Annotated in this window: 14 protein-coding genes; 6 read left to right on the top strand and 8 right to left on the bottom strand. The window is 53.0% G+C overall.

Translation table 11 applies throughout. The features are described from left to right. Positions 1–110: 110 nt before the first annotated feature. The 4 genes from AB1L42_RS13380 (at position 111) to AB1L42_RS13365 (ending at position 6536) form a co-directional block, all read left to right on the top strand. Positions 111–1346 carry a DUF1559 domain-containing protein gene (locus AB1L42_RS13380; protein WP_367056176.1) on the top strand — a complete coding sequence of 412 codons (1236 nt, stop codon included), beginning with the start codon at positions 111–113 and terminating at the stop codon, positions 1344–1346. A 311-nt stretch (positions 1347–1657) separates the two neighbouring features. Then, positions 1658–2701, top strand: coding sequence for a PIN/TRAM domain-containing protein (locus tag AB1L42_RS13375; protein ID WP_146508897.1), 1044 nt, complete (start codon positions 1658–1660; stop codon positions 2699–2701). Then, the gene (locus AB1L42_RS13370; RefSeq protein WP_367056171.1) at positions 2701–4458 is read left to right on the top strand and encodes a prenyltransferase/squalene oxidase repeat-containing protein; all 1758 of its coding nucleotides are present in this window, start codon (positions 2701–2703) and stop codon (positions 4456–4458) included. Before AB1L42_RS13375 ends, AB1L42_RS13370 begins: the two co-directional genes overlap by 1 nt. Before the next feature lie 200 nt (positions 4459–4658). Then, positions 4659–6536, top strand: coding sequence for a polyprenyl synthetase family protein (locus AB1L42_RS13365; RefSeq protein ID WP_367056168.1), 1878 nt, complete (start codon positions 4659–4661; stop codon positions 6534–6536). Between the two features lie 37 nt (positions 6537–6573). On the opposite strand, the gene AB1L42_RS13360 is transcribed toward AB1L42_RS13365, so the two are convergent. The 7 genes from AB1L42_RS13360 to AB1L42_RS13330 form a co-directional block, all read right to left on the bottom strand. After that, positions 6574–8613, bottom strand: a complete 2040-nt coding sequence (locus tag AB1L42_RS13360) for a PTS sugar transporter subunit IIA (RefSeq protein ID WP_367056165.1) — start codon at positions 8611–8613, stop codon at positions 6574–6576. 396 nt (positions 8614–9009) lie between these two features. Next, the gene (gene queF, locus AB1L42_RS13355; protein WP_367056162.1) at positions 9010–9372 is read right to left on the bottom strand and encodes a preQ(1) synthase; all 363 of its coding nucleotides are present in this window, start codon (positions 9370–9372) and stop codon (positions 9010–9012) included. 99 nt (positions 9373–9471) lie between these two features. Then, complete coding sequence (locus AB1L42_RS13350) at positions 9472–11211, bottom strand: hypothetical protein (RefSeq protein WP_367056159.1); 1740 nt, start codon at positions 11209–11211, stop codon at positions 9472–9474. A 40-nt stretch (positions 11212–11251) separates the two neighbouring features. Further along, positions 11252–11872: a sigma-70 family RNA polymerase sigma factor gene (locus tag AB1L42_RS13345; protein ID WP_367056156.1), complete on the bottom strand. Its 621-nt coding sequence runs from the start codon at positions 11870–11872 to the stop codon at positions 11252–11254. Between the two features lie 91 nt (positions 11873–11963). Beyond that, positions 11964–13133, bottom strand: coding sequence for a serine/threonine-protein kinase (locus AB1L42_RS13340; protein ID WP_367056153.1), 1170 nt, complete (start codon positions 13131–13133; stop codon positions 11964–11966). Between the two features lie 483 nt (positions 13134–13616). Beyond that, a complete protein-coding gene (locus AB1L42_RS13335; RefSeq protein WP_367056150.1) occupies positions 13617–14687 on the bottom strand; it encodes a hypothetical protein in 1071 nt (356 codons plus the stop codon). After that, the gene (locus AB1L42_RS13330; RefSeq protein ID WP_367056147.1) at positions 14684–17194 is read right to left on the bottom strand and encodes a hypothetical protein; all 2511 of its coding nucleotides are present in this window, start codon (positions 17192–17194) and stop codon (positions 14684–14686) included. The genes AB1L42_RS13335 and AB1L42_RS13330 overlap by 4 nt, the downstream gene beginning before the upstream one ends. A 372-nt stretch (positions 17195–17566) precedes the next feature. Here AB1L42_RS13330 and AB1L42_RS13325 point away from each other — a divergent pair, with 372 nt between their 5' ends. Both AB1L42_RS13325 and AB1L42_RS13320 read left to right on the top strand, forming a co-directional pair. After that, on the top strand, positions 17567–18199 hold the full coding sequence (locus AB1L42_RS13325) for an alpha/beta fold hydrolase (RefSeq protein WP_367056144.1): 633 nt from the start codon (positions 17567–17569) through the stop codon (positions 18197–18199). Positions 18200–18273: 74 nt separating this feature from the next. Then, a complete protein-coding gene (locus AB1L42_RS13320) occupies positions 18274–19083 on the top strand; it encodes a rhomboid family intramembrane serine protease (RefSeq protein ID WP_367056141.1) in 810 nt (269 codons plus the stop codon). A 151-nt stretch (positions 19084–19234) separates the two neighbouring features. On the opposite strand, the gene AB1L42_RS13315 is transcribed toward AB1L42_RS13320, so the two are convergent. Beyond that, positions 19235–20278: a hypothetical protein gene (locus AB1L42_RS13315; protein ID WP_367056138.1), complete on the bottom strand. Its 1044-nt coding sequence runs from the start codon at positions 20276–20278 to the stop codon at positions 19235–19237. Positions 20279–20520 lie beyond the last annotated feature (242 nt).

Genomic DNA, 20520 nt, shown 5'->3' with positions numbered 1-20520 from the left:
ATCATCAGGACTTTGTTCGGTGAAGCGGGATTGAGTTTCGCCGGACAATGACGTTTGGGAATTTTTACTTCTCGGCGATTTCGCCGGGGCGATCAAACCTGGAGATGCAAATGAAGAGAACTCGAAATTTCTCGGCGACGAGGAAAGCACCGCGAAGCGGTTTCACACTGATTGAATTGCTGGTTGTGATTTCAATTATCGCAACCTTGGCTGCGTTCACACTGCCAGCGATTCAGCAGGCTCGTGCGACAGCCCGTAAAACCCAGTGTCTGAACAACATGAAGAACGTCGGCTTGGCCATCATCAACTTCGCACAGGTCAACAAAGGGGAATTGCCACCTCTGACCGGTGGAGTGGACGTTGTCTCTGTGACCGGATTCGGTGCAACTCCGACCGTCAACGTTATGGGACCAGCACCTTGGTCCGTGCACATTCTACCTCAGCTCGAACAACGTGCTTTGTACGATCGTTTGACTGACCCAGTTGAAGCCAACCAGAACCTTTCGACTCTGGCTGAGCTGGGAGCCACCCGTATCGAAGTTTACGCTTGTCCAGACGATCCGGATAAGAACGGTGCAGGTCACAAGTCCTACGTCGTGAACGGCGGCTACATGACTGCCGATCGTTGGGCTGCGAATGTCCAGTTCGGAAACGGAACGATTGATTACGCTTGGCCAGCTAACGGCGCGGTTGCTGCCAACCAACGCGTGAATGTGAACACAACTTCAGCGACCGGAATGTTCTTCCGAACAGAAACGAACGGAGTGATCACCAACGCGAACTTCGACAGCAGTGCACCGGACTTGTACGCACCAGCTGGCTCATCCAACACTTTGGATCGCGTGAGTAACCTGGACGGAACCACTCAGACAATCATGGTGACTGAGAACATCGATGTCCGAAACTGGAATCCAGCATTCGTGAATGGGTCATTCGGAACTGCTTCGATCGCTCTGGCTCCAGGTGCTGGTGGATTCTGTAGCGTTTATCAGGGTGACCTCGCCGTTTCTCTGCGAATGGCTGGTGCTGGAAGTGCTGTCACAGCTGATGACGGTGGAACGAACCCAAGTGGTGTTGGAATCACTGGAAACCCAGCTCGTGCTTTGACTGTGACCGATCCTTCAGGTGTGATGCAGAGCAGCCAGATCAACGCCAACCTCGGATTGGGTGTTGCTGGTGAAACTCCTCGTCCAAGTGCCTTGCATCCAAACGGTGTGAACATGATCTTCGGTGACAACAGCGGAAAGTTCATCAACAACAGCATCGATGATTCAGTCTACGTGCGATTGCTGTCATCCAACGGAAACTCGTTCGGACAGGCAATCCTCAGCTCCAGCGATTTCTAATCGATTGTTGAGATCCAGATTTGATCGCAAAATGATTCGGTGTTCACTCACCCGAATATCCAGCAGCGTCTCGCGAGAGACGCTGCTTTTTTTGTGCAGATGTTCACGGTCAGTGGAAATGCCAAACTTTCAACCGTAAGATGGTGATTGGCTCGATATTCGACCTCTCGGTCGATGTCGATGGAATTCCGCCTGCTCAACCCACCGCTGTTTTGTCTTCGGAGACGGATCCAGGGACTTGCGTTCCTCGGGCTGACGCCTCTCGAACGTCATCGGTGCGAGCTCTCATTCCTTTTGATCAGACATCCCAGATGTTGCTGCTAATTATACGCGCGATTTACATCGTGATTTGTGTTGGAGCACTGGCAACGTACACGTTCAGCCAGAACTCCAACGCTCCAGAATTCGTCGTCCAGCATCCTGTCGCCTCCTTCCTGGTGATGTTGTCGATCGCTCTGTCGATTCTGCTGGTCGATATCCTTATTCCTCGCAAACGCGTCGAGGTGATTTCGGCAATCTATTTCGGTCTGCTGATCGGAGTGCTGCTGACATATTTGATGAATCTGGCACTTCGCCCGATGTTCAACGAACCCAACCTCTTCGGCAGCGAGGGGGGAGCGTATGCAGCTGCTTCGACTCTGATCTCAATCCTGATCCTCCCGTACATCTGCATCACCTTTCTGCTTCAGACGAAGGATCAGTTTCGGTTTGTCATTCCGTATGTGGAGTTCTCACGTGAACTCAAAGGGGGACGGCCGATGATTCTCGATTCCAGTGCCCTTATCGATGGTCGAATTGCGGACGTTGTGGACACGAACATCGTCGATTCAGAGTTCATCGTTCCCAGCTTTATTCTTCAGGAAGTGCAGGACGTTGCGGACAGTCAGGATAAGATTCGCAAGTCTCGCGGACGTCGAGGTCTCGACATCCTGAAGCGGTTGCAGCAGCATCCGAAAATTGAAGTCAAGATGCACAATGCCATCGACGAGACCGATAAAACCGTCGATCAGCGACTCGTCGAGCTTTCCAAAGATCTGAACGCTCGGCTCGTGACCAACGATGTGAACCTCAACAAGCTGGCGGGTGTGCAGGGCGTGGATGTCATCAATCTCAATGACGTCGCCAACTCGCTGAAGCCTCGGTACATCCCCGGAGAGCATTTGAGGATTCGAATTATCAAAGAAGGCGAAGGGCCCGGGCAGGGGGTCGGTTATCTCGACGATGGGACAATGGTCGTCGTCGATCAGGGAACGAGGCAGATGGGGCAAGATGTGGACACAGTCGTCACCAGTGTCTTGCAGAACAGCGCGGGTCGGATGATCTTCTCAAAATTGACTGACGGTCAGGCGACTTAATGTTAAACGTCGATCGAGATCGACTGGAGCGTGCTGAACAAACGGTTCGAGATCAGCTTCTCTCTCGCCGAAATGCGTCGGGATGCTGGGCCGGTCGATTGTCGGCATCTCCGCTCTCCACTGCCACAGCAGTCATGGCTCTGCATCAGGTCCAACTGGCTCGAGGAGTTCAAGAGGGCGAGTTCACTCCGCTGATCGTTGCTGGCTTGCAGTGGTTGTCGCAGTGTCAGAACGAAGATGGCGGATGGGGAGATACTCTCAAGAGTCACAGCAACATCTCGACGTCGATGCTGGTCTTCGGTAGCTTTCGAGCGGTCGGTCTGACTGAAGAATATTCCGAGTTGTTACAGCGTGCTGATGATTACATTCAGCGCTGCGGAGGCAGCAAAGCTGTCGTCGAGCGTTATGGCCGAGATAAGACATTCTCTGTTCCGATTCTAACGCATCTTGCACTGGCCGGGCTGGTCGATTGGAAAGACGTCTCAGCATTACCGTTTGAACTGGCTTGCCTGCCGCATCAATTCTACGCGACGATTCGACTTCCCGTGGTCAGCTATGCCTTGCCGGCATTGATTGCGATCGGTCAGGTCAGACATCACTTTCGAAAGCCGTGGAATCCATTGCTGGGGTGGCTTCGCGATTCGCTCATTCCCAAAAGCTTGCGGATTCTGAAACGCATTCAACCTGAGTCGGGAGGGTTTCTGGAAGCGACTCCTCTCACCAGTTTTGTGGTAATGAGTTTGGCAGCGAAAGGCAACGTTGAGCATCCTGTCGTTGAAAGCGGTGTGAAGTTTCTCGTCGACTCAGTCTTGGATGATGGTAGCTGGCCCATCGATACGAATCTGGCGACATGGGTGACTACTCTCTCTTCGAATGCAATTTCATCAACTCTCACCGAAGAGGAACGATCAGCCATTACCGAATGGCTGCTTGGTCAGCAGTATCGCAAAGAGCACCCGTACACGCATGCTGCTCCAGGTGGCTGGGCGTGGACGGATCTGTCGGGCGGAGTTCCCGATGCGGACGATACGCCGGGGGCAATTCTCGCTCTGTTGAATCTCAACCCTAAGCCGCGAGATGAACGGATTGCTGAAGCCTGCAAGCTCGCGACGCAATGGTTAGTCGATCTGCAAAATCGAGACGGCGGCTGGCCGACGTTCTGTCGGGGCTGGGGAACACTTCCTTTCGATCGGAGTTCCACAGATATCACTGCCCACTGTTTGCGAGCTCTTCACCGTGTCAGCGAAGAGTACGGAGATCTTCCAGGGATCGAATCTGCGATTCGCGACGGATTTGATTTTCTGAATCGATCACAAAACGCAGACGGCTCTTGGCATCCGTTGTGGTTCGGCAATCAGTTTGCACCCAGCGACATTAATCCTGTTTACGGAACATCCAAAGTCATTCGAGCCTATCAAGAGACCGAACGTACGGAAGCACTTCCGCTGCAAGATGGCGTTCGATGGCTGCGATCAGCACAAAATTCCGATGGCGGCTGGGGAGGTGTTCAGGGCGCTCCCTCATCGGTTGAAGAAACCGCCCTCGCCGTTGATGCTTTGATCGATGATCGTGATTCGGCGAGTGCAATTGAGTCGGGAATTAACTGGCTGATTGATCGAGTCGAATCAAACACCGTTGATGAAGCCGCTCCAATTGGTTTCTATTTTGCCAAATTGTGGTATTTTGAAGAACTGTACCCCGTAATCTTTGCATCAGGTGCGCTCCGCCGTGCCGTCGAGGATTGCCAGCCCCCATAGAACCTGTCACCATCATATGACATCAAATCATTGCCAGACACGTTTCGTGTCATCCTCCGTAATGAGTTGATGACGGTCATTCTTCTGAATTTGTATCAGTCCCGGAATGATTGAAAGAACGTTGGTGAATCGATCCGGTCACCCACTCATCGCTCCGAGTTCCTCGCTCGATCGAGGTGATAAAAGAAAAGGAGTCGGCGTTGGATATTGCGACGAATCATTCTGAAAGCCGCGAATCAGACCAGACAGCCGCGCAAAAACGGAATCAGATTGCGTCGGACGATCCGCCTCCGAAGAAACGCCGGGGCCGCAAAAGCACCGCTCACCTAAAAGCGGTGCCAGAGACGCTCGCCCTGCGCGAACTGATCAAAGCAGACGCAGAAGCTTTCGCTAAGAAACTCGACCGCAAGAATGCTTTCAGTCGCGGCGAACTCGAGAAGTGGGGACGCGAGTTTCTGGAACAGATTCAGCAGCCCGAGAAGTTCCTCGGCTTTGCGATGGTGATGATCGGCAACTACTTCTGGAAGAAGCAGTTTCTGGCGACTCCATTCGAACGCAGAATGCTTCTCCTGCCACACTGCCTCAAACACGCAGAAGGTTGCCCGGCAGAATACGATCAGTTCGGTCTGGACTGTGAAAAGTGTGGAGCCTGCTCCATCGCGGATTACAAAGTCCGCGCGGAACAACTTGGCTATAAGGTTCTGGTCGCTGAAGGTTCGCCCATTGTTTTGAAAATCATCGTCGAAGGGTACGTCGACGGCATCCTCGGGGTGGCTTGCCTCAACGTTCTCGAAAAGGCGATCGATAAGGTCTTGATCGCAGGTGTGCCTTCGTTTGCGATTCCGCTTCACTCAGGCGATTGCAAAAACACTTCGCTGGATGAATCGTGGGTCTGGGAAGTTCTTGAGAAGTACGAACCAATCGACGAGCAAGAGACGCGAAGCTATGTCCCACTGATGCGGGCATCGGCGGATATCTTCACCAACCGATTCGAAGATCTGATCCCGCGAAAGAGAAGCAAGACAGCTGAGCAGTCAACTTCACCACTCGGGCAGACTGAGTACGTCGCTCTCGACTGGCTGGCGAATGGGGGTAAGAGATTCCGACCGTTCATTACTCTGGCAGCGTTCGATGCAGCCACGGGAGGCGATGTTGTTAACGGACGTTACGACAAGAGCTCACCCATTGAGTTCACCGCTGCGGTCTCCAAAGTCGCGATGGCCATTGAAGCGTTTCACAAAGCATCGCTGGTCCATGATGACATTCAAGACGACGACCAGTATCGGTACGGTCGCGAAACGCTTCACCGCACATACGGAACAGGTCGGGCGATCAACATTGGAGACTATCTGATCGGGCTCGGATACCGCCTCATTAATGAGTGCCGTGAGGAACTGGGAAGCGATGTGTCGTGTGACATCGTCGCGAATATGGCGGATGCCCATATCAAGCTTTGCGACGGGCAAGGTGCGGAGATGGCTTGGCAGGAATCTCCCGACTGGAACATTTCCCCACTGGATGCTCTCCAGATCTACGCTCTGAAAACGTCTCCGGCATTCGAAGCTGCGCTCTATTCTGGCCTTCGGATGGCAGGGTCGGTCGATCAGTATCAGGAATTGATTCCTCAGTTCTCGCGACACATCGGGGTCGGATTTCAGATTCTCAATGACCTGAAGGACTGGGATGGAGACGATCACAACAAACTGATCGCCGGACAGGATGCACTCGCACTGCGGCCAACATTGCTTCTCGCACTGGCACTCAAAGATGCTTCGGAGTCCAAGAAGCAAGAGATTCGAGAGATCTACGAGGGAAGCGAGCCAGACCCGATTCGTGTTCGAAAACTGCGAGAGATCTTTTCTGCATGCGGAGCATTCGAGAAAGCAGAAGGACTCGTTCAGAAGTCACGAGAACGGGCCGAAGCTTTGGCGGACGAAGTGGAATCAGACGAGTTGCGGCAGTTGCTGTACTTCTTCGTCGACTCCGTTTTGGCTGAAGAAGGTGAGCCGAGCCAGTTGGAACTCCAGCAAAACGCACCGGCTCCAATGTTGGTTTCGCTGCCGATCGTTGCTCAATAAATCAGATTCGCGGATTCGTTTGGACGTGTGACATGCACTACGTCCAATGAGTTTCCTCTGTCTCGGGAATCTCGTCTGCGTCGAGGGCATCGAGGTAGGCTGGTTTGAAGATCGCATCGAGACTGATTCGGATCGGCACCAGCATGGCGATAAACAGCGGGAACAGAATTCCCAGCGGGCTCTCTTTCACGGTCCACAGCACCAGCAAGCAGACCAACTGGATCAGCGAGAACAGGTGAACCATCGAAATGGGGACGCGGCGGGTGTAGTGCGTTGCGGGGTACAGAGATGGCTCCATGGTCCACAAGCTGAGTCTCTCGAAGAATTGATTGCCTCGCATCGAGACGATTCCCATGAACAGAAACAGGCCGTAAAGAACTGCCATCGGGATGTTCTTGAGAAGTGGCAGAAGTAGAAGCGAGGCTCCAATCATTAAATGAATGGCCAATCCTGTGATCCGGTTTTCACGCACGCGGAGAATTCGGTCTCGTCGTTCGCCGCCACTCCCCACCGATTCTTCGATCGTGGCGAGGCTGCGAACGTGATTGAGTGATCGCACGGTCGCTGCGACGGTCCACGGGAGACCGAACGTCGAGCAGACTCCGATGAGCATTCCAACCAGTGCCAAATCCCAATGGTATGCACTGCCTTTCTTCAGCTGATTGTCTGTAGCATTCACCAGTCGGGCGGTAATGTTCTGGTCGAGAAAGACGAGAATCGAACCGACCAGCGCCGGGCCCAGCGCAGCGAAACGCACCCACAGCGGGACAGCGAACGGATCGACCAGCCAGGATCTTCCGTTGGTTGTCTCCCATCGATCGGGGGCGGGGAGAACGTCGAGGTCGACTTCATGCAGGCGAAATGCGACCAGCGTCATCGCTGCCAGCGCAATCGTCGGTCCAAAGTCTGCCAGGAATTCACGCATCCAGGGGAGCATGTATCGGCTGCGTCTCATCCCTTGCAGCGTAATCGCGATGTAGAAAGTCCCCAGTGCCAGAAGTAATGAGAGAAGGGCAGTGTCGTGATGCTGATTGACGTCCAAATCATTGAAAATAGCAATCAGCGATTCCAAAGCTTTGTAGATGAAAATGAACGAAATCAGTGCCGCAAATATTTCATCGGTAAAGCGAGTGAAGTACCTCATCAGACAACCAGCATCGGTCAGTGCGAACAGAATTGTCAGCATTGACGTCCAGAGACCGACCCAGAAAAACGTCGGCAGAAACGGAACCTGAAACTGCTGACAAAGTTCGTAGAGTATCGCTGTGAAAACGAGAAGCGGACCGGTCCCGCCGAGGATGATGAGCGGTTGACCGGAAAAGATCGCGTAGACAATTCCGCAGAGCGCCGTGGTGGTGATCATTTCGACCGCCCCCATCGCGCCGCCTGTCTCCGCAGACATGACTCCACCAAATGTGACCGTTGGAGCCAGGCAGGCGAAGTACAGAAACAGAACTGACGCGATCGACTTGGCGTTCATCCCGTCGCGAAAATCGCTCCAGTAGTAGGGAAGTCGACGCTTGAGATCTCCAATCATGCCTCCACCAAAACGCCCGGTCCGAGTCAATCCGTCCGGAATTTGTTTCGGTGTGATCGTCGTTGGACGAGATCGCTCGATTGACTGCTCCATGGCAGCCTTCAGGTCGTCAGGACTCTCTGCCACACTCAAGTCATAGCGAAAATCATGATCGGACATGAGTTTCACGATGAGGGCGAGCGTATCGAGGTGATCTGAAGTTGCAGACCGAGGACCGAGAAGGATGAATAGGTAGCGAGTCGCCAGATGGTCAGGGGCTCCCAGATTGAGAGCATCGTGCAGTCGTACGAAGACGACCATCTGATCAATCATCGAATCGTCGTAGTAGTGCGGAGTCGACAACGAGTGGCCAATGGCCGTCGAGCTTGTTTTTTCTCGATGAACCAGACCTTCGACGATCTGAGCTTCTGCTGCGGGAGCGATCAATTTGCATTCGACGAGATGTCGAATGGTTTGCTCGAATGCCGATTCAATTGTCGAAGCCGACAGATCGAGGAGGCAAGTGTCTGGATTCGAGAAAGTCTTGTAGAGGCTTTTCATTCGAAATCACCTGTCCCTGGTTTTCGAGCTGCACCTTTTTGAGGATTTTCTTCACTCTCCGGAACTCGTGATGAACGCTGCGTTCGTCCGCGTGAATCGATGCACAATCGATCGAAAACGCTGAATTCAAATCTTTGTCGTTCAGCGTTTTAATTGATCGCAGCGATCTGTTTGACGAGTGTCAGGAAGAAAATCCAGTCCGATTATTTGCCGTAACCATAGTGGTGGCATCCAGATTCACCAAGACCGACTTGTCGAATCGACAGTCAGCGGCATCAGATTGGAATCGGAAGCGACGAAGAGAGTGGTCGCTGCGGGCAAGAAGTCTGTTCACTCAGAAAGAGATCGTGAGCGCACGGCGATTCGGGTTTAGAATCTGAGACTGACGATCGACGGCTACGAATGAGTTTCTGGATGTTCAACGATGACCGTTGTTCGGATGCCGCCACGCGGAGTGAAGGCTGCTTCGAGTTTCATCCATTTCGGCTCTGTCACGGAAACGAGGTCGTCCAGAATCTGGTTCGTCACTCTCTCGTAGAAAGCACCGTAGTTGCGATACTGCTGGAGATAGAGCTTCAGTGATTTGAGTTCGAAACACTTCTGGTTTGGGATGTACGAGATCGTCAGCGTTCCGAAATCCGGTTGCCCCGTTTTGGGACACATCGAGGTGAACTCGGGACAGACCGTGTCGATCGTATAAGATCGATTTGGGTAAGGATTCTCGAAGGTTTCCAGGAGAGCGGGGGATGGATCTGCCATGAGTTTTTCCGGTGTTTCAGTCGTGCAAACAAGCAGGATACAAGCCTGTTTGTGACCGTCAACTCAGCCTGACTTTCCGGCAGACTCGCGATGGAAAGACTACTCCGGAATTTCTCTCAGAAGCAAAAAGGCGCGGATCTTCTGCTCTTGCTGACGTGGGGTAAGTGCTGGTGCAGGAACAGCTCCCGGTTTCACCTGATATGAAAGCCCCGAATTCCTTCGAGTCATCGACTCATTCGGCTCAGATGAAAGGGCCGCCTTGGGGGAGGTAACTTCGACATTGTCAGCGTTCATTTCCGCAGTCTGTGTCGTATTCGTAGCGGCGTTCAGCAGAAATGAATCCGACTGGGTTGGTGAAATTCCGAAGTCGTCCACGCTGGACGGTTTTCCGGCATCAAATGACCGGTTCAAAGTGGATTCGCTTACAGAGTTGGTTCCGGATGCTTCTGGAGCGATGAAATCGCTCGGTTGAGCGTTTGCGTCAACGATCAGTCCTCTCGTCACGGTTCCCTGTGCGACAAATCCTTCCTTCAACGTTTTCTCTGGGCTCAGCTCGAATCGAAATCGTCTGGGTGCCTGAGTAAAGAATTGACTCAGATTGCGACTCTCTTGCTCGCTGGCAAGTTCCAGTGTTCCCAAGCCGGAAGAAGCCGAGTTGACGTCGGATTGCGGTGTCGATGTCGCCGAAAACATGGACTCAGCAGCTTCTCCAGAAAATCGCGATTCAGAATATGGATCACTCCGAGTTTCGAGATCGGATGCAGCTGAAGCGATCCCTGACTGACGCGACAGATCATCGTTAACAAGACTCAGGTCCGTTTCGCGAAGCAGTTCGTAAGCATCTTCCTCGACGTACATGACCGCACTGACAGCTTCGACACTATTCAAAACGGTCTCCAGTTTCGGCTCTTCGAGATCGAGCACAACAACCGTGAATTGCTCATCGTTTGCAGTCTGCGAGTTCATCTCGATGTCTTGCATATTGGCCGGCCAGGAAGCTTGCGATTTGACCAGAATCTCAACTTCGCCAAGCGTCTTTTGAATATCGACGACGGTGAAATCAACGATAATCGGCGTCCCAGCGTGAACTGTCGCCACAGAGAGATCTTCCCCTCTGTCCGGAATGTCTGTCAGAGTCTTGAGGCGTTGCGCCAAGTCTTTGGCTGAAAGAGACACAACCGTTGGCGTTGACTGCTGCGGTTCGGTCGGCATAGCACCGGCCAGCATCGACAACTCTTCGATGGATGAAATGCCGTCGGAATCGGTGAACTCAGGGCTTGGTTGTGTCGACAGCTGATCCGCCAACACGAGCGATTCATTGACCCCGTTGGACGAGAACTCCATTGTGCTCGCGACGAGATCTCGTCTTCCGCCTGAAGCATCCGTTTGAAACGAGGTCGTCGAATTGACAGGTGAATCGGAAACCGGAATCACCGCCAACTCTTTTGATTCGATCATCGTGGAGTGTATTCCGTTGGCCAGCGAGTCCGACGGATTCTGATTCTTTTGAAGCATCCAAACCGTCACGCCGATGCCAAGACAGACCGCAATCGATGACGCGAGCCATGAGAATCGTGATCTCTTCGGCGCAGCTGTGCCAGCTTTCTTCACGCCCTGTGATTGACCTTTGACTGCCTCCAGGATTTGGCTTTGCAAATCGACCGGGGCGGACAGTCTTGGGACTTCTTGAACCCTCAAGCTGACGTTTTTGATTTCATCCAGTTCAGCCTGTAACTCCGGACTTTGCTGCAGCAATTCCTCAAGGAACTGCTTTTCAGCATCCGTAAGTTCTCCGTCGAGGTAGGCGGATAGCATTTCTGGTGAATAAACGAAGGACATCCTGAAATTCAAACTCTTTCAAAAGATATTGGGATCGAAACTAAGTGGTGAAAGCTTCTGATTCGGGGGAGAGACTACGAGTCAAAATATCACGCAGGTCGTTTCGTGCGCGATGAATTCGGCTGCGAACTGTCCCCACGGGGCAATTGAGGATGCTTGCGATCTCGTCGTAACGCATCCCCTCCATTTCTTTCATGACAATGACGTCACGGTAGTCACACGACAGTTGTTCCAATGCTATTCTGACCTGTCGAACGCGTTCTTCAGACTCCATTTGGTGATCCGGATTGGCGTCGGGATGGTCATCCACAATCTCAAAGCCGAGCGAGTCCTGCTTCGCTTCCAGCGAAGTCGCTGCCCGGCGTTTGAGTTTGCGTCGATTGGTAATGGCTGCATTGTATGCGATTCGAAACAGCCAGGAATAAAAAGATGCTTCCTTGCGAAAGGTGCTGAGTTTCTCAAATGCTGAGAGAAACGCTTCCTGAGCGACATCCCGCGCATCATGAATTGATCCCAGCATGTGAACAAGTGCCGAGAACAGTCGATCTTGGTATCGATTGACCAGTTCTCCGTAGGCTTCTGTATTCCCAGCCAGTGTTGCTTCAACGAGTCGCAGATCGTCTGTTTTGACAAACACCAAGTTTTGACGATCATCCGCCATGAATCGTTCCGTCAAAAACGAAAACTCTCAGAAATGATCGCCAGACGCGATCAGCAAGCCTCTCGCTACAAGCATCTTCAAGCACAGAACATTATTGAGAATCAGGAGTTGAGGAGATTTCACTCACCTCGCGAAGCAGCACTCTCATTTCGTTTGAAACAACGGTGTCCATGTCGACTTTCACCAGTTGTCGGGCAATTTCAGATGCTCCAATCTGCGATAAATCCGCTTCCTCAAGGGAAGAGAATCGGTCCGCAGGATCGGGGGCAATCATCTTCGACAACATCTCGACGAGCGTTCCGTTTCGCGCGACATCTTTGGGAAGGAGTTCAGGAATTCGCTTCCACATGTCGTGCTTACATCGAATCAACTCGTTGACGTCATTCACCCCGACGAACGGGATGGTTCCGGTCAGCAGTTCGAGGACCACGTACCCCAAGCTCGCCAGGTCTGACAATGGCGTGTGCGGTTCTCCCTGGAGCACTTCCACCGGCGCGTAGCGCAGCGTCCACGTGGGGCGTTGTGGTCTGCGGTCCATCGAGAATGATGATCCGAGGTCGATGATTTTGCAGTTGCCAGTCTGCTTGATCATGACGTTCGCTGGCTTCAGGTCTGCATGAATCACGTTCTCACGATGAAGTGCAGAAAGACCTGCCAGACACTCGCGCAGAATGCTTACGACGACCCCGGGCATCAGTCGGCACTGAAACCCGGCGTTGGTGATAATCACATCGTTGATGTATTCCCATCGATCAGGCTCCACACGTTTCTGAAGGCTTGCCAGAAGCCCGGGTGCGAGAAGCTGTCTGAGGTCGAAACCGTCCACCCATTCGGTCGCGAGAACGAGAATTCCTTCGTACTCGACGATGTTGAAGATGTCGATGACGTGGTCTTGCTGGATTCGCGAGACGTCCATTGCCACTTCGGCCAGGCGTGCCATCTCGCTGCGATAGATGTTCAGATCCTGATACCCATCCGGGCGAAAGAACTTCAACGCCAACTGGAAGGAAACGTCGAAAGCACCCATGCGGCGCGCCAGGAAAACGGTGCCTTGTCCACCGGTTCCCAACTTCCGAACCAGATCGTACTCCTGATTCCAGGAGACTCGATCTCGAGCGATAATGTTTTCGTACTTGGCAGCGAGTTCTGCTGACATCTCACTGACGAGGTTCGCAGATTCAGGGATGTCGTCCAACAGATCCCTTTCGGGATGAAAAACTCTCGTGACATCCATGTCCTGCCCAATCAAATGGGAATCCATACGGTGTGACTCTTTCGCTTGAACAGCCCAAGGTATTTCAGGGATTATCGAATAAACGTTCGCAAAGGCAACTGAAACCTTCTGAACGGTGAGTAGCGATCCGGACAACCCCGACATTTCAATAGTTGGCCTCTACAACCTAATTGTAGGGGCGAATGAGTTCGAAGAGGAGCTTTTCTATTCGTGCCGGAGATCTTTTTCGCAAATCTCCTGTGACATGAACACAATGCCACGAAAAGTTCGTTAACGTAATGTTGAAAAAGACTTACGTCTCATGATCGAAACTCACTGATCGGTCCGTTCAATCGTAATAACAGCTCTCGTTCACGTTGAACAAACTGCTCAATATGGCCAAAAAAACGGAGCAAATGGCTCTCGGTCGGCCGTTCTCGACGCCGACTCTGAACCACTTGTTCGATCTATAGAGACAATCGAAGTGGTCATCGGTTCACTGAAAAATAGGGCGCATCCGACACGAGACGTTTAATTGGCGATTGCGGGTTTTTGCGAAGCAGGGCTGGTTGAGGATGGTTCATCGTTCGCTTCCGGTTGGGCCTGACCATCTGTCTCTGCGGGCTCGAACTGTTGGGGAAGAAGAAGTTCCCCAAGCTGTAAAAACAATGCTTCCAGACGATCGTAATACTCGTCTTCGGAAAGAGTCTCTTTGAGGCTTCGCAGCGATTCGATTTCGACTTCGATTTCATTCCTGCGGGCGAGTTGTTCCGGGGAGAGCAGACGATCTCGCTCGTTGGCAATCAAGTGCTGCTGGTGGGCCCGCAAACCATCCAGCTCCTGATCCGAGTTTTGAGGTTTGGATTTGACTCGGAATCCTTGGAAAGCTGACGCTCGAGTTCCCACGCTGTCTCCATTGTCGTCGATCAGCGAGTTCTCCGTCGGAATTCGTCCATCGGCTTCGTAGAACTCCTCGACTCGACGGGAGGCGATGAGAAACGCTTCGAGCAATGAGACCTGCTGATCCTTGTCGAGATCTGCATTCACATCCGAAATGGCAGCCGAGAGGTATTCTCCAAAGTGTGAGAAGCTGACCTGATCACCGCTCCGCGTCGCAGTGACGATGATTCGGTTTTCTCCTGAAAGCGCATCCAGAAACGGAGCACTCGCTGCCGTGCAGTGAATCGAAATCACCAGCCGGGCATTGTCTTCGAGAAACTCGCTGACCTCAGTGGCTGTGATGTCCGGACCCGGGAGGTTGAACTTGGCTGTGCGTCCGTCGAATGTTCCATGACCCAGCCAGACAATCCAAAGTGGAGTTTCACTCGCCTGCGACAACTCCTTCAGTTTTTCAGCGAAGTCTTCGCGAGGATGCTTCGAGTCTGCCAGCGTGTGAACTTCAAATTGCCCGGTGCGGGCTGCTTCTTCCCAGCGACTGGACCAGATTGCGAACTGATTTCCAAACTCATCTGTCCCAGCTTCCCCGACGACGATCAATAAGTCGCCACGCTTGGCGGACTCAGTGTTTTCGTCGGCAGGAGCGGAATTGACGATCAGGAGGCAGATGAGCATCCAACTCAACAGGCAGCAACATTTGGTCATGGAAGTCCTCTCACCCTCCGCAGTCCCCATTCCGCCGTCAAACATAGAATCGCTGTGACAAGCAACCATGGTGTGTGCCAGAGAGGTGTCGTCCGAACTTGTTTTGCCGGGAGGTCTCTTTGGGGAAGTGTTCGCACAAACTCGTCGAGCGCTCCAATCTCAATGACCTCGCCGCCGGAACTCTGAGCCAGTCGACCGAGCAGTTCTCGATTGAAACCGACGTTTCGAAACTCTTCCTCTTTTGGATCACTCGTCCATCCAGCCTGGGCTGTGACGGGAAGTTCAGACTCTTCGTTTTGAGTCACGACAGACGCGAGGTAAGCCCCGCGTTCTCTCGGCACGTACGACGTTTCGAAGAGCCCAGGTGCCTCGAGGCTGGGTTCCGCAGTCAACTCCAGAACTTCATCAGACGGAGTGGTGACTTGGATGGTGACTTGTGCGTTTTCCTGGGGTTCGTAGTCTTCTTGCCGGACGTTCACTTGAATATTCATGGCAGGAATCGTGCCCAGAGAAATTGGATTGAGGGAGACCTCGACACGCTGCGGCACATCTGCGATCAGCCAGCGTACGAGTTGCCTCCAGAATCGAGCGAGATCATCTTCATCTGTTTCAGGGCGACTCAGCGACCACTTCCAGAGGTCTCCGATCAAGACTGCAACGGAACGCCCATGGCCGTATTGTTGAGCAACGACGGCTGGATACTCATTCGACGAGTTGTCCTGAACGGTCGCAAAAATTCGTCCGCCCGGTTTAGGGTCTGTCGCTGGATTGACGAACTCGAGATCAGGAATCTGCTGCAGCCGTGTCTTTTCCTGATCTTCCGTCGAGCGAACACGCATCCAAGGTTCGAGCCACCCGTCGCGCGTCAAATCCCAGCGAAGCTCACCCGAAGCTGGTGGACCTTGCCGATCGAGATACACCGGAAAGGCATCTCGCAAAGAAGACCGGTCCCAATCACCATGGCGAAAAGCATCACGCCCGCCGAGCAGCAAGAGCCCTCCTCCCCGAACAGAAACAAACCGGTCGATGAGTACTTGTTGATCGTGGCTGAAGAAACCGGATTCAACATCATCAAGGACGATCGCTTTGTACTCGTAAAGTTCCTCTTTCGTTTTCGGAAACCCCGCAGCGAGTTCCCCGGCATCTCGCGTATTCAGTCGCACGAGTACAGCTTCGTCGAACGATTCGGTTTCTTCGTCGACCTCGTCATTGAATCCACGAAAGAGTGAGTTGCTGTTTTCTCCGACCCGGCCGCGGAAGTCGAACTTGGCTTCCTTCTTCGCAATTCGAATAAGGGTGACGAGATCAACTGCTCGGTCTTCCGAAAGGGCGCGATTCAGGAATTTGTACTCCCAGTTGGGACGGCCTCCCACATACAGAATTCGCTTCTGATTTGTGCCTCGATCGACCGTCAGCAAGCGTTCGTTGTTCTCAAGAGTCGCTTCTGAACTGGTCTCAGGGTCCGCGAAGATGTCTTCTTCGGAGGCGGGGCGGATGCGGAGTCGGTAGTAGCAAATCCCCATCTGCGGGGGGAGAACATCGAATTCCAGCGTGGTTGGAGTATTGGGAAGAAGTGAAACCGATTGAGTGATCAGCGACGAGGTTTCTCCATCGACTTCGTCCTCGACAGCTGGAATCTCTTCGACTGGGTTGCTGGTCTCGACACCGAACAAATTCGTCGACGGGTCCGTTTCATCCGGAGTCGATGCTTCCTCTACTTCTGACGACTGACTGATATTCTTCACGAGTTCGAGTGTGGCGACGACAGCTTGTTCGCTGCTGTAACTTGAGGTCACGGTTGCCACGACAGAGATCGGGGCATCTTCGAAATTCGTTTCGCGGACTGCCAGTCGTTCAATGGCCAGATCGTCTCCGAGATTTTCCCAGTCCGGACTTACTACCGGATAGATGGGGACGCCTGTTTGCAGCCCCTCGAACGCTTCCAAATCAGTGGCATTTCCATCGGAGAATAAGAGGACTCCAGCGAGCGGTTTGTTTTGAAACCGCTGTTGCAAACCTTGCAGTCCCATCGCCATCTCAGAGCGATTGTCGCTGAAATCGACTCCCTGAAAGTCATCGACCTGACGCAGTTGATCTCCGAACAGGTATCTTCGCAAATCGTAGTCCTGACTTAGTCGCGTGAACCAGTCCTTATGATCGGCGTGCAGAAGTTCCTGAACCACATCGCCGCGAGGCTGCTCGTTCTGGTCACGAACGGATAAGGACGAGCTGTTATCGACCAGCAACAGGACGATATTTTCGCCGGGGCGGACATCACTCTCGCTCCATAGCGGATTCAAAAGACAGAAGCAGATGAGGGCTAGACCCACCAGTTTGAGGAGGACGAGGGCAACCCTGGTCAGTGGAGGGAGCCGTGCTGAGCGGTAAGACAGAATGATGCCAACAGCAACGATGAGACCTCCGGCGACAATCGGCCAGAGCCATTGTGGATTTCCAAGTACGATGGTCCCAATCGTCGAGATGGCAATAATCAACAGCGACTCCACCGTGGCGAGATCATCAGTCGAAGGTGTTTCCGCAGACACTTATCAACTAGTACAGCAGGATGCTGAACGCGATATCTGAGGAGAGGATTCATGAAAGAATCCAATTCCTCGGGACGAGCCATTCAGCACATTCCTCATCAACTACCATATCGTCCGACTCAACTCTGCATCAAGCAGGAGGCCCATTCTCGGGAGTCTTCAGCGTTGGTATGGCGTGCTGCTCCGTTTAATTGAAGCCGTCAACTGCTGCATTCGACAGACTGGAATTTGCTGCTGATCACTGTCAGTTTTGCGAAATTCGGCGTGCGGCGATTGCATTTCAGAGAGTCCGATAGTAACGAGTGAGTTGCATTTCCATCCGAGAGTAAACTCATGTCTCAACCGCGGCTGACAATTTCCGGTCCACGTAAAGCAAAGAAGTGCGTCATCCTGACGCACGGAGCAGGGGAGAGTTCAGACTCTCGTTTTCTCAGCTACTTCGCCGACGGGCTTGCTGATCTTCACTATCGCGTCGTCCGATTCGATTTTCCGTACATGGAAGAACGTTCACGGACCGGTCGGAAGCGGCCTCCTGATCGCGAAAACAAACTTCGTGAGACGTGGTTGTCTGTTTTGGAAGAAGTTCCGAATGAACAGGTCGTCATCGGTGGCAAATCGATGGGAGGTCGAATTGCGAGTCTTGTTGCGGACGAGAGTCGTGCTCAAGGTTTGATCTGTCTGGGATATCCATTTCATCCGACTGGTAAACCGGAGAAGCTTCGAACAGCCCATCTCGCGGACCTCCAGACTCCAACGTTGATTCTGCAAGGTGAAAACGATCCGTTCGGGAATCGAGAAGAGGTTGAACAATACAATCTTTCAGAGTCGATCAAGGTACACTGGTCTCCGGATGGTGATCACAGCTTTCGTCCTCGACGCGGAAGCGATCGGACTGAAGAACAGAATTTCAAGAATGGGCTGCGTGCCATCGAGCGGTTTCTGTTCGAGCTTTGGGTCGACGGTTAACTTTACAACGGCATCAATGCATCACCTTCAGAAGCGATGTTTTCAGACGCTGTGTTTAATGATCAGGAACTCCCATGCTTCCACTTCGTGACGACATTCCGACCCGTCGGTTACCGATCGCCAATTACACAGTCATTGCTCTGTGTGCTCTGACGTTTCTGCTACAGCTACAGGATCAGCCCGGCGAATTGTCGATGGTTGAAAAGTACGGAATGATTCCGGCACGCGTGCAGGATCCAAGTGCGCCAGTCGAAGTGGTGGTTGGTGAGCGACACGTCCAAACTCCGCGCGGAATCGAACGGGAACTCGTCACGCAAACGCTGGAGCAACAAGCTGTCCCTGCCTGGATGACATTGCTGACGTGCATCTTCCTACACGGGGGATGGATGCACTTCCTCGGCAACATGTGGTTTCTTCACATCTTCGGAGACAATGTCGAAGACCGCTTTGGACACCTCGGATATGTTGTGTTCTACCTGGGATGCGGAGTGGCGGCGAGTTTTGTCCACTTCATCAGCGGGCCCGGATCAACGGTTCCCACGATTGGAGCCAGCGGAGCGATTGCTGGTGTGATGGGAGCGTATTTCGTCTGGTACCCGCATTCTCGAGTCGAAGCCCTCATCCCGCTGGGATACATCATGCAAATCGTCGTCGTTCCAGCTCCGCTGTTTCTGGGAGTCTGGTTCCTGTTTCAAGCGTTTCAGGGGACGATGACTATGTCTGCCGCGGAAGGTGGTGGAGTTGCGTGGTGGGCCCATACCGGCGGATTCGTAGCGGGTTGTGCTATCGCGTTCTTTTTAGGGCGAAGCCCGCTGCTGTTCCCGAAGAACCAGCAACGACGAGCTGAAGAGACTCACCGCGTGAACCTTCTCAAGAGGTCCTGACAGCGATCGAAGACGTCAGTTCGATGACCTGACGATTCCTTATTCGTTGGGACTTTGGCCGGACAGAATGACGCTCGTTGGAATATGCGATTCCCAACGAGCGCAGATGATCAACGAGAATCGTCGAAAGACCGATGAACACCGATGAGCGTTATTGCTGCGGCGGTTTCTGGTCGATTTCGATATTGAACTTGCCTTCGTTGCCGGCTTCTCGGACTTCGCGAATGTCGTTTCCGCGACCTGCGTATTCCGCCGGGATTTTCTTGACGTCTGCAGCACTGTTCGGCTGAAGCCAGATGCGTCCTTTGCCTTTCGGTGCTCCCCGCTCTCCCTGCATGTAATACAGGGTGAAATAGCCGCTTTCGTCCGTGACGCCGGTTGACGTTCGAAGTCTTTTCGGCCCGTCGTCCGTTCCGCCCTTCGTCGCGTCGAGTGGTTCGAAGATGACTGTCACGTTTGGCAGAGCTTTTCCGTTCACCGTGACGGTGCCGGACACGTCGTACAGCGGAGGAAGTTCGACTCCCTCGCCGAACATAGATTGAGCGATGAAGTAGGCCACGAAAATGGCGGCCAGTGTTCCTCCGATATGAGGAGCGTAGCGAATCAGTTCCTGGCGGGCGCCGGAGAAATCGAATGTCGGCTTCTTCTCTGTCGTTGGCATCGACGATGCTTTGACCCGACTTTCCTCCATCGTCTTGGTCATCAAGTCGCGAGCATTCGCAGACGCATTGACTGTCGCATCTTCTGCCGCGGCAGCGGCCGGGGACATGCTCGCTCTTTTGGCGGCAGACGTTGAGCTGGGAGTCATGAGCCTGCGACCTTTGCTGTCGGTCGCGGGCCCTTTTTCGGCGGGTGCTTTTTCCACAAGACCTGCGGAAGCTTTGGCACCGGGGCCATCCTCCATCAGAAATTCAGCTGGATCAAAATCATCGGGATCAGCAGCCGGTTTCGGTTTCGCTTCGCTCTTTTTGGCTTCCTTGGCAGCTTTCGCAGGCTCCTTTTGCTCGCTCTTTGGGCTGGGTGCTTTTTTCTTCGCCGGAGGACTGTCGCCACTTGCTTCAGACGAATCTTCAGAAGTCGGTTGCGGAACGACAAATTTGGCTTTGCATTTGGGGCACTTAGCTTCCGTTCCTGCTTTGTCGTCACGGATTTTCAGAACCTGATCGCACTCAGGACACTGGTAGCGAATCGTCATTCAGTCCGACCTTTCAAATCAGATCACCCATTTTTGATGAACAAAGAATATCACTCTGTGCGACTTTACAAAAGAACACAGGCACCCGACCCGGTTCTAATCTGCTCTTTGCATCACTGTTGCTTCTTCGAAAGCGATTGGAATCGCGATCGATGAGTCTCGTATACAAATGCAACAGGGTGGCGTTCAGCCACCCTGTTGTGGTGCGAATTCATCAAACCTGCAACGCTTCATCTCCTCGG

The organism is Thalassoglobus sp. JC818 (assembly GCF_040717535.1).
In the GTDB taxonomy this organism is placed as follows: domain Bacteria; phylum Planctomycetota; class Planctomycetia; order Planctomycetales; family Planctomycetaceae; genus Thalassoglobus.
The sequence above is the reverse complement of the archived record's forward strand: the minus strand, read 5'-3'. Positions and strand labels throughout refer to the sequence as shown.

Bases quoted from the DNA above. Each gene is read 5' to 3' on its own strand.
- AB1L42_RS13380 (WP_367056176.1), top strand. From the start codon at position 111: ATGAAGAGAACTCGAAATTTCTCGGCGACGAGGAAAGCACCGCGAAGC.
- AB1L42_RS13375 (WP_146508897.1), top strand. From the start codon at position 1,658: ATGTTGCTGCTAATTATACGCGCGATTTACATCGTGATTTGTGTTGGA.
- AB1L42_RS13370 (WP_367056171.1), top strand. From the start codon at position 2,701: ATGTTAAACGTCGATCGAGATCGACTGGAGCGTGCTGAACAAACGGTT.
- AB1L42_RS13360 (WP_367056165.1), bottom strand. From the start codon at position 8,613: ATGAAAAGCCTCTACAAGACTTTCTCGAATCCAGACACTTGCCTCCTC.
- queF (WP_367056162.1), bottom strand. From the start codon at position 9,372: ATGGCAGATCCATCCCCCGCTCTCCTGGAAACCTTCGAGAATCCTTAC.
- AB1L42_RS13350 (WP_367056159.1), bottom strand. From the start codon at position 11,211: ATGTCCTTCGTTTATTCACCAGAAATGCTATCCGCCTACCTCGACGGA.
- AB1L42_RS13345 (WP_367056156.1), bottom strand. From the start codon at position 11,872: ATGGCGGATGATCGTCAAAACTTGGTGTTTGTCAAAACAGACGATCTG.
- AB1L42_RS13340 (WP_367056153.1), bottom strand. From the start codon at position 13,133: ATGGATTCCCATTTGATTGGGCAGGACATGGATGTCACGAGAGTTTTT.
- AB1L42_RS13335 (WP_367056150.1), bottom strand. From the start codon at position 14,687: ATGACCAAATGTTGCTGCCTGTTGAGTTGGATGCTCATCTGCCTCCTG.
- AB1L42_RS13325 (WP_367056144.1), top strand. From the start codon at position 17,567: ATGTCTCAACCGCGGCTGACAATTTCCGGTCCACGTAAAGCAAAGAAG.
- AB1L42_RS13320 (WP_367056141.1), top strand. From the start codon at position 18,274: ATGCTTCCACTTCGTGACGACATTCCGACCCGTCGGTTACCGATCGCC.
- AB1L42_RS13315 (WP_367056138.1), bottom strand. From the start codon at position 20,278: ATGACGATTCGCTACCAGTGTCCTGAGTGCGATCAGGTTCTGAAAATC.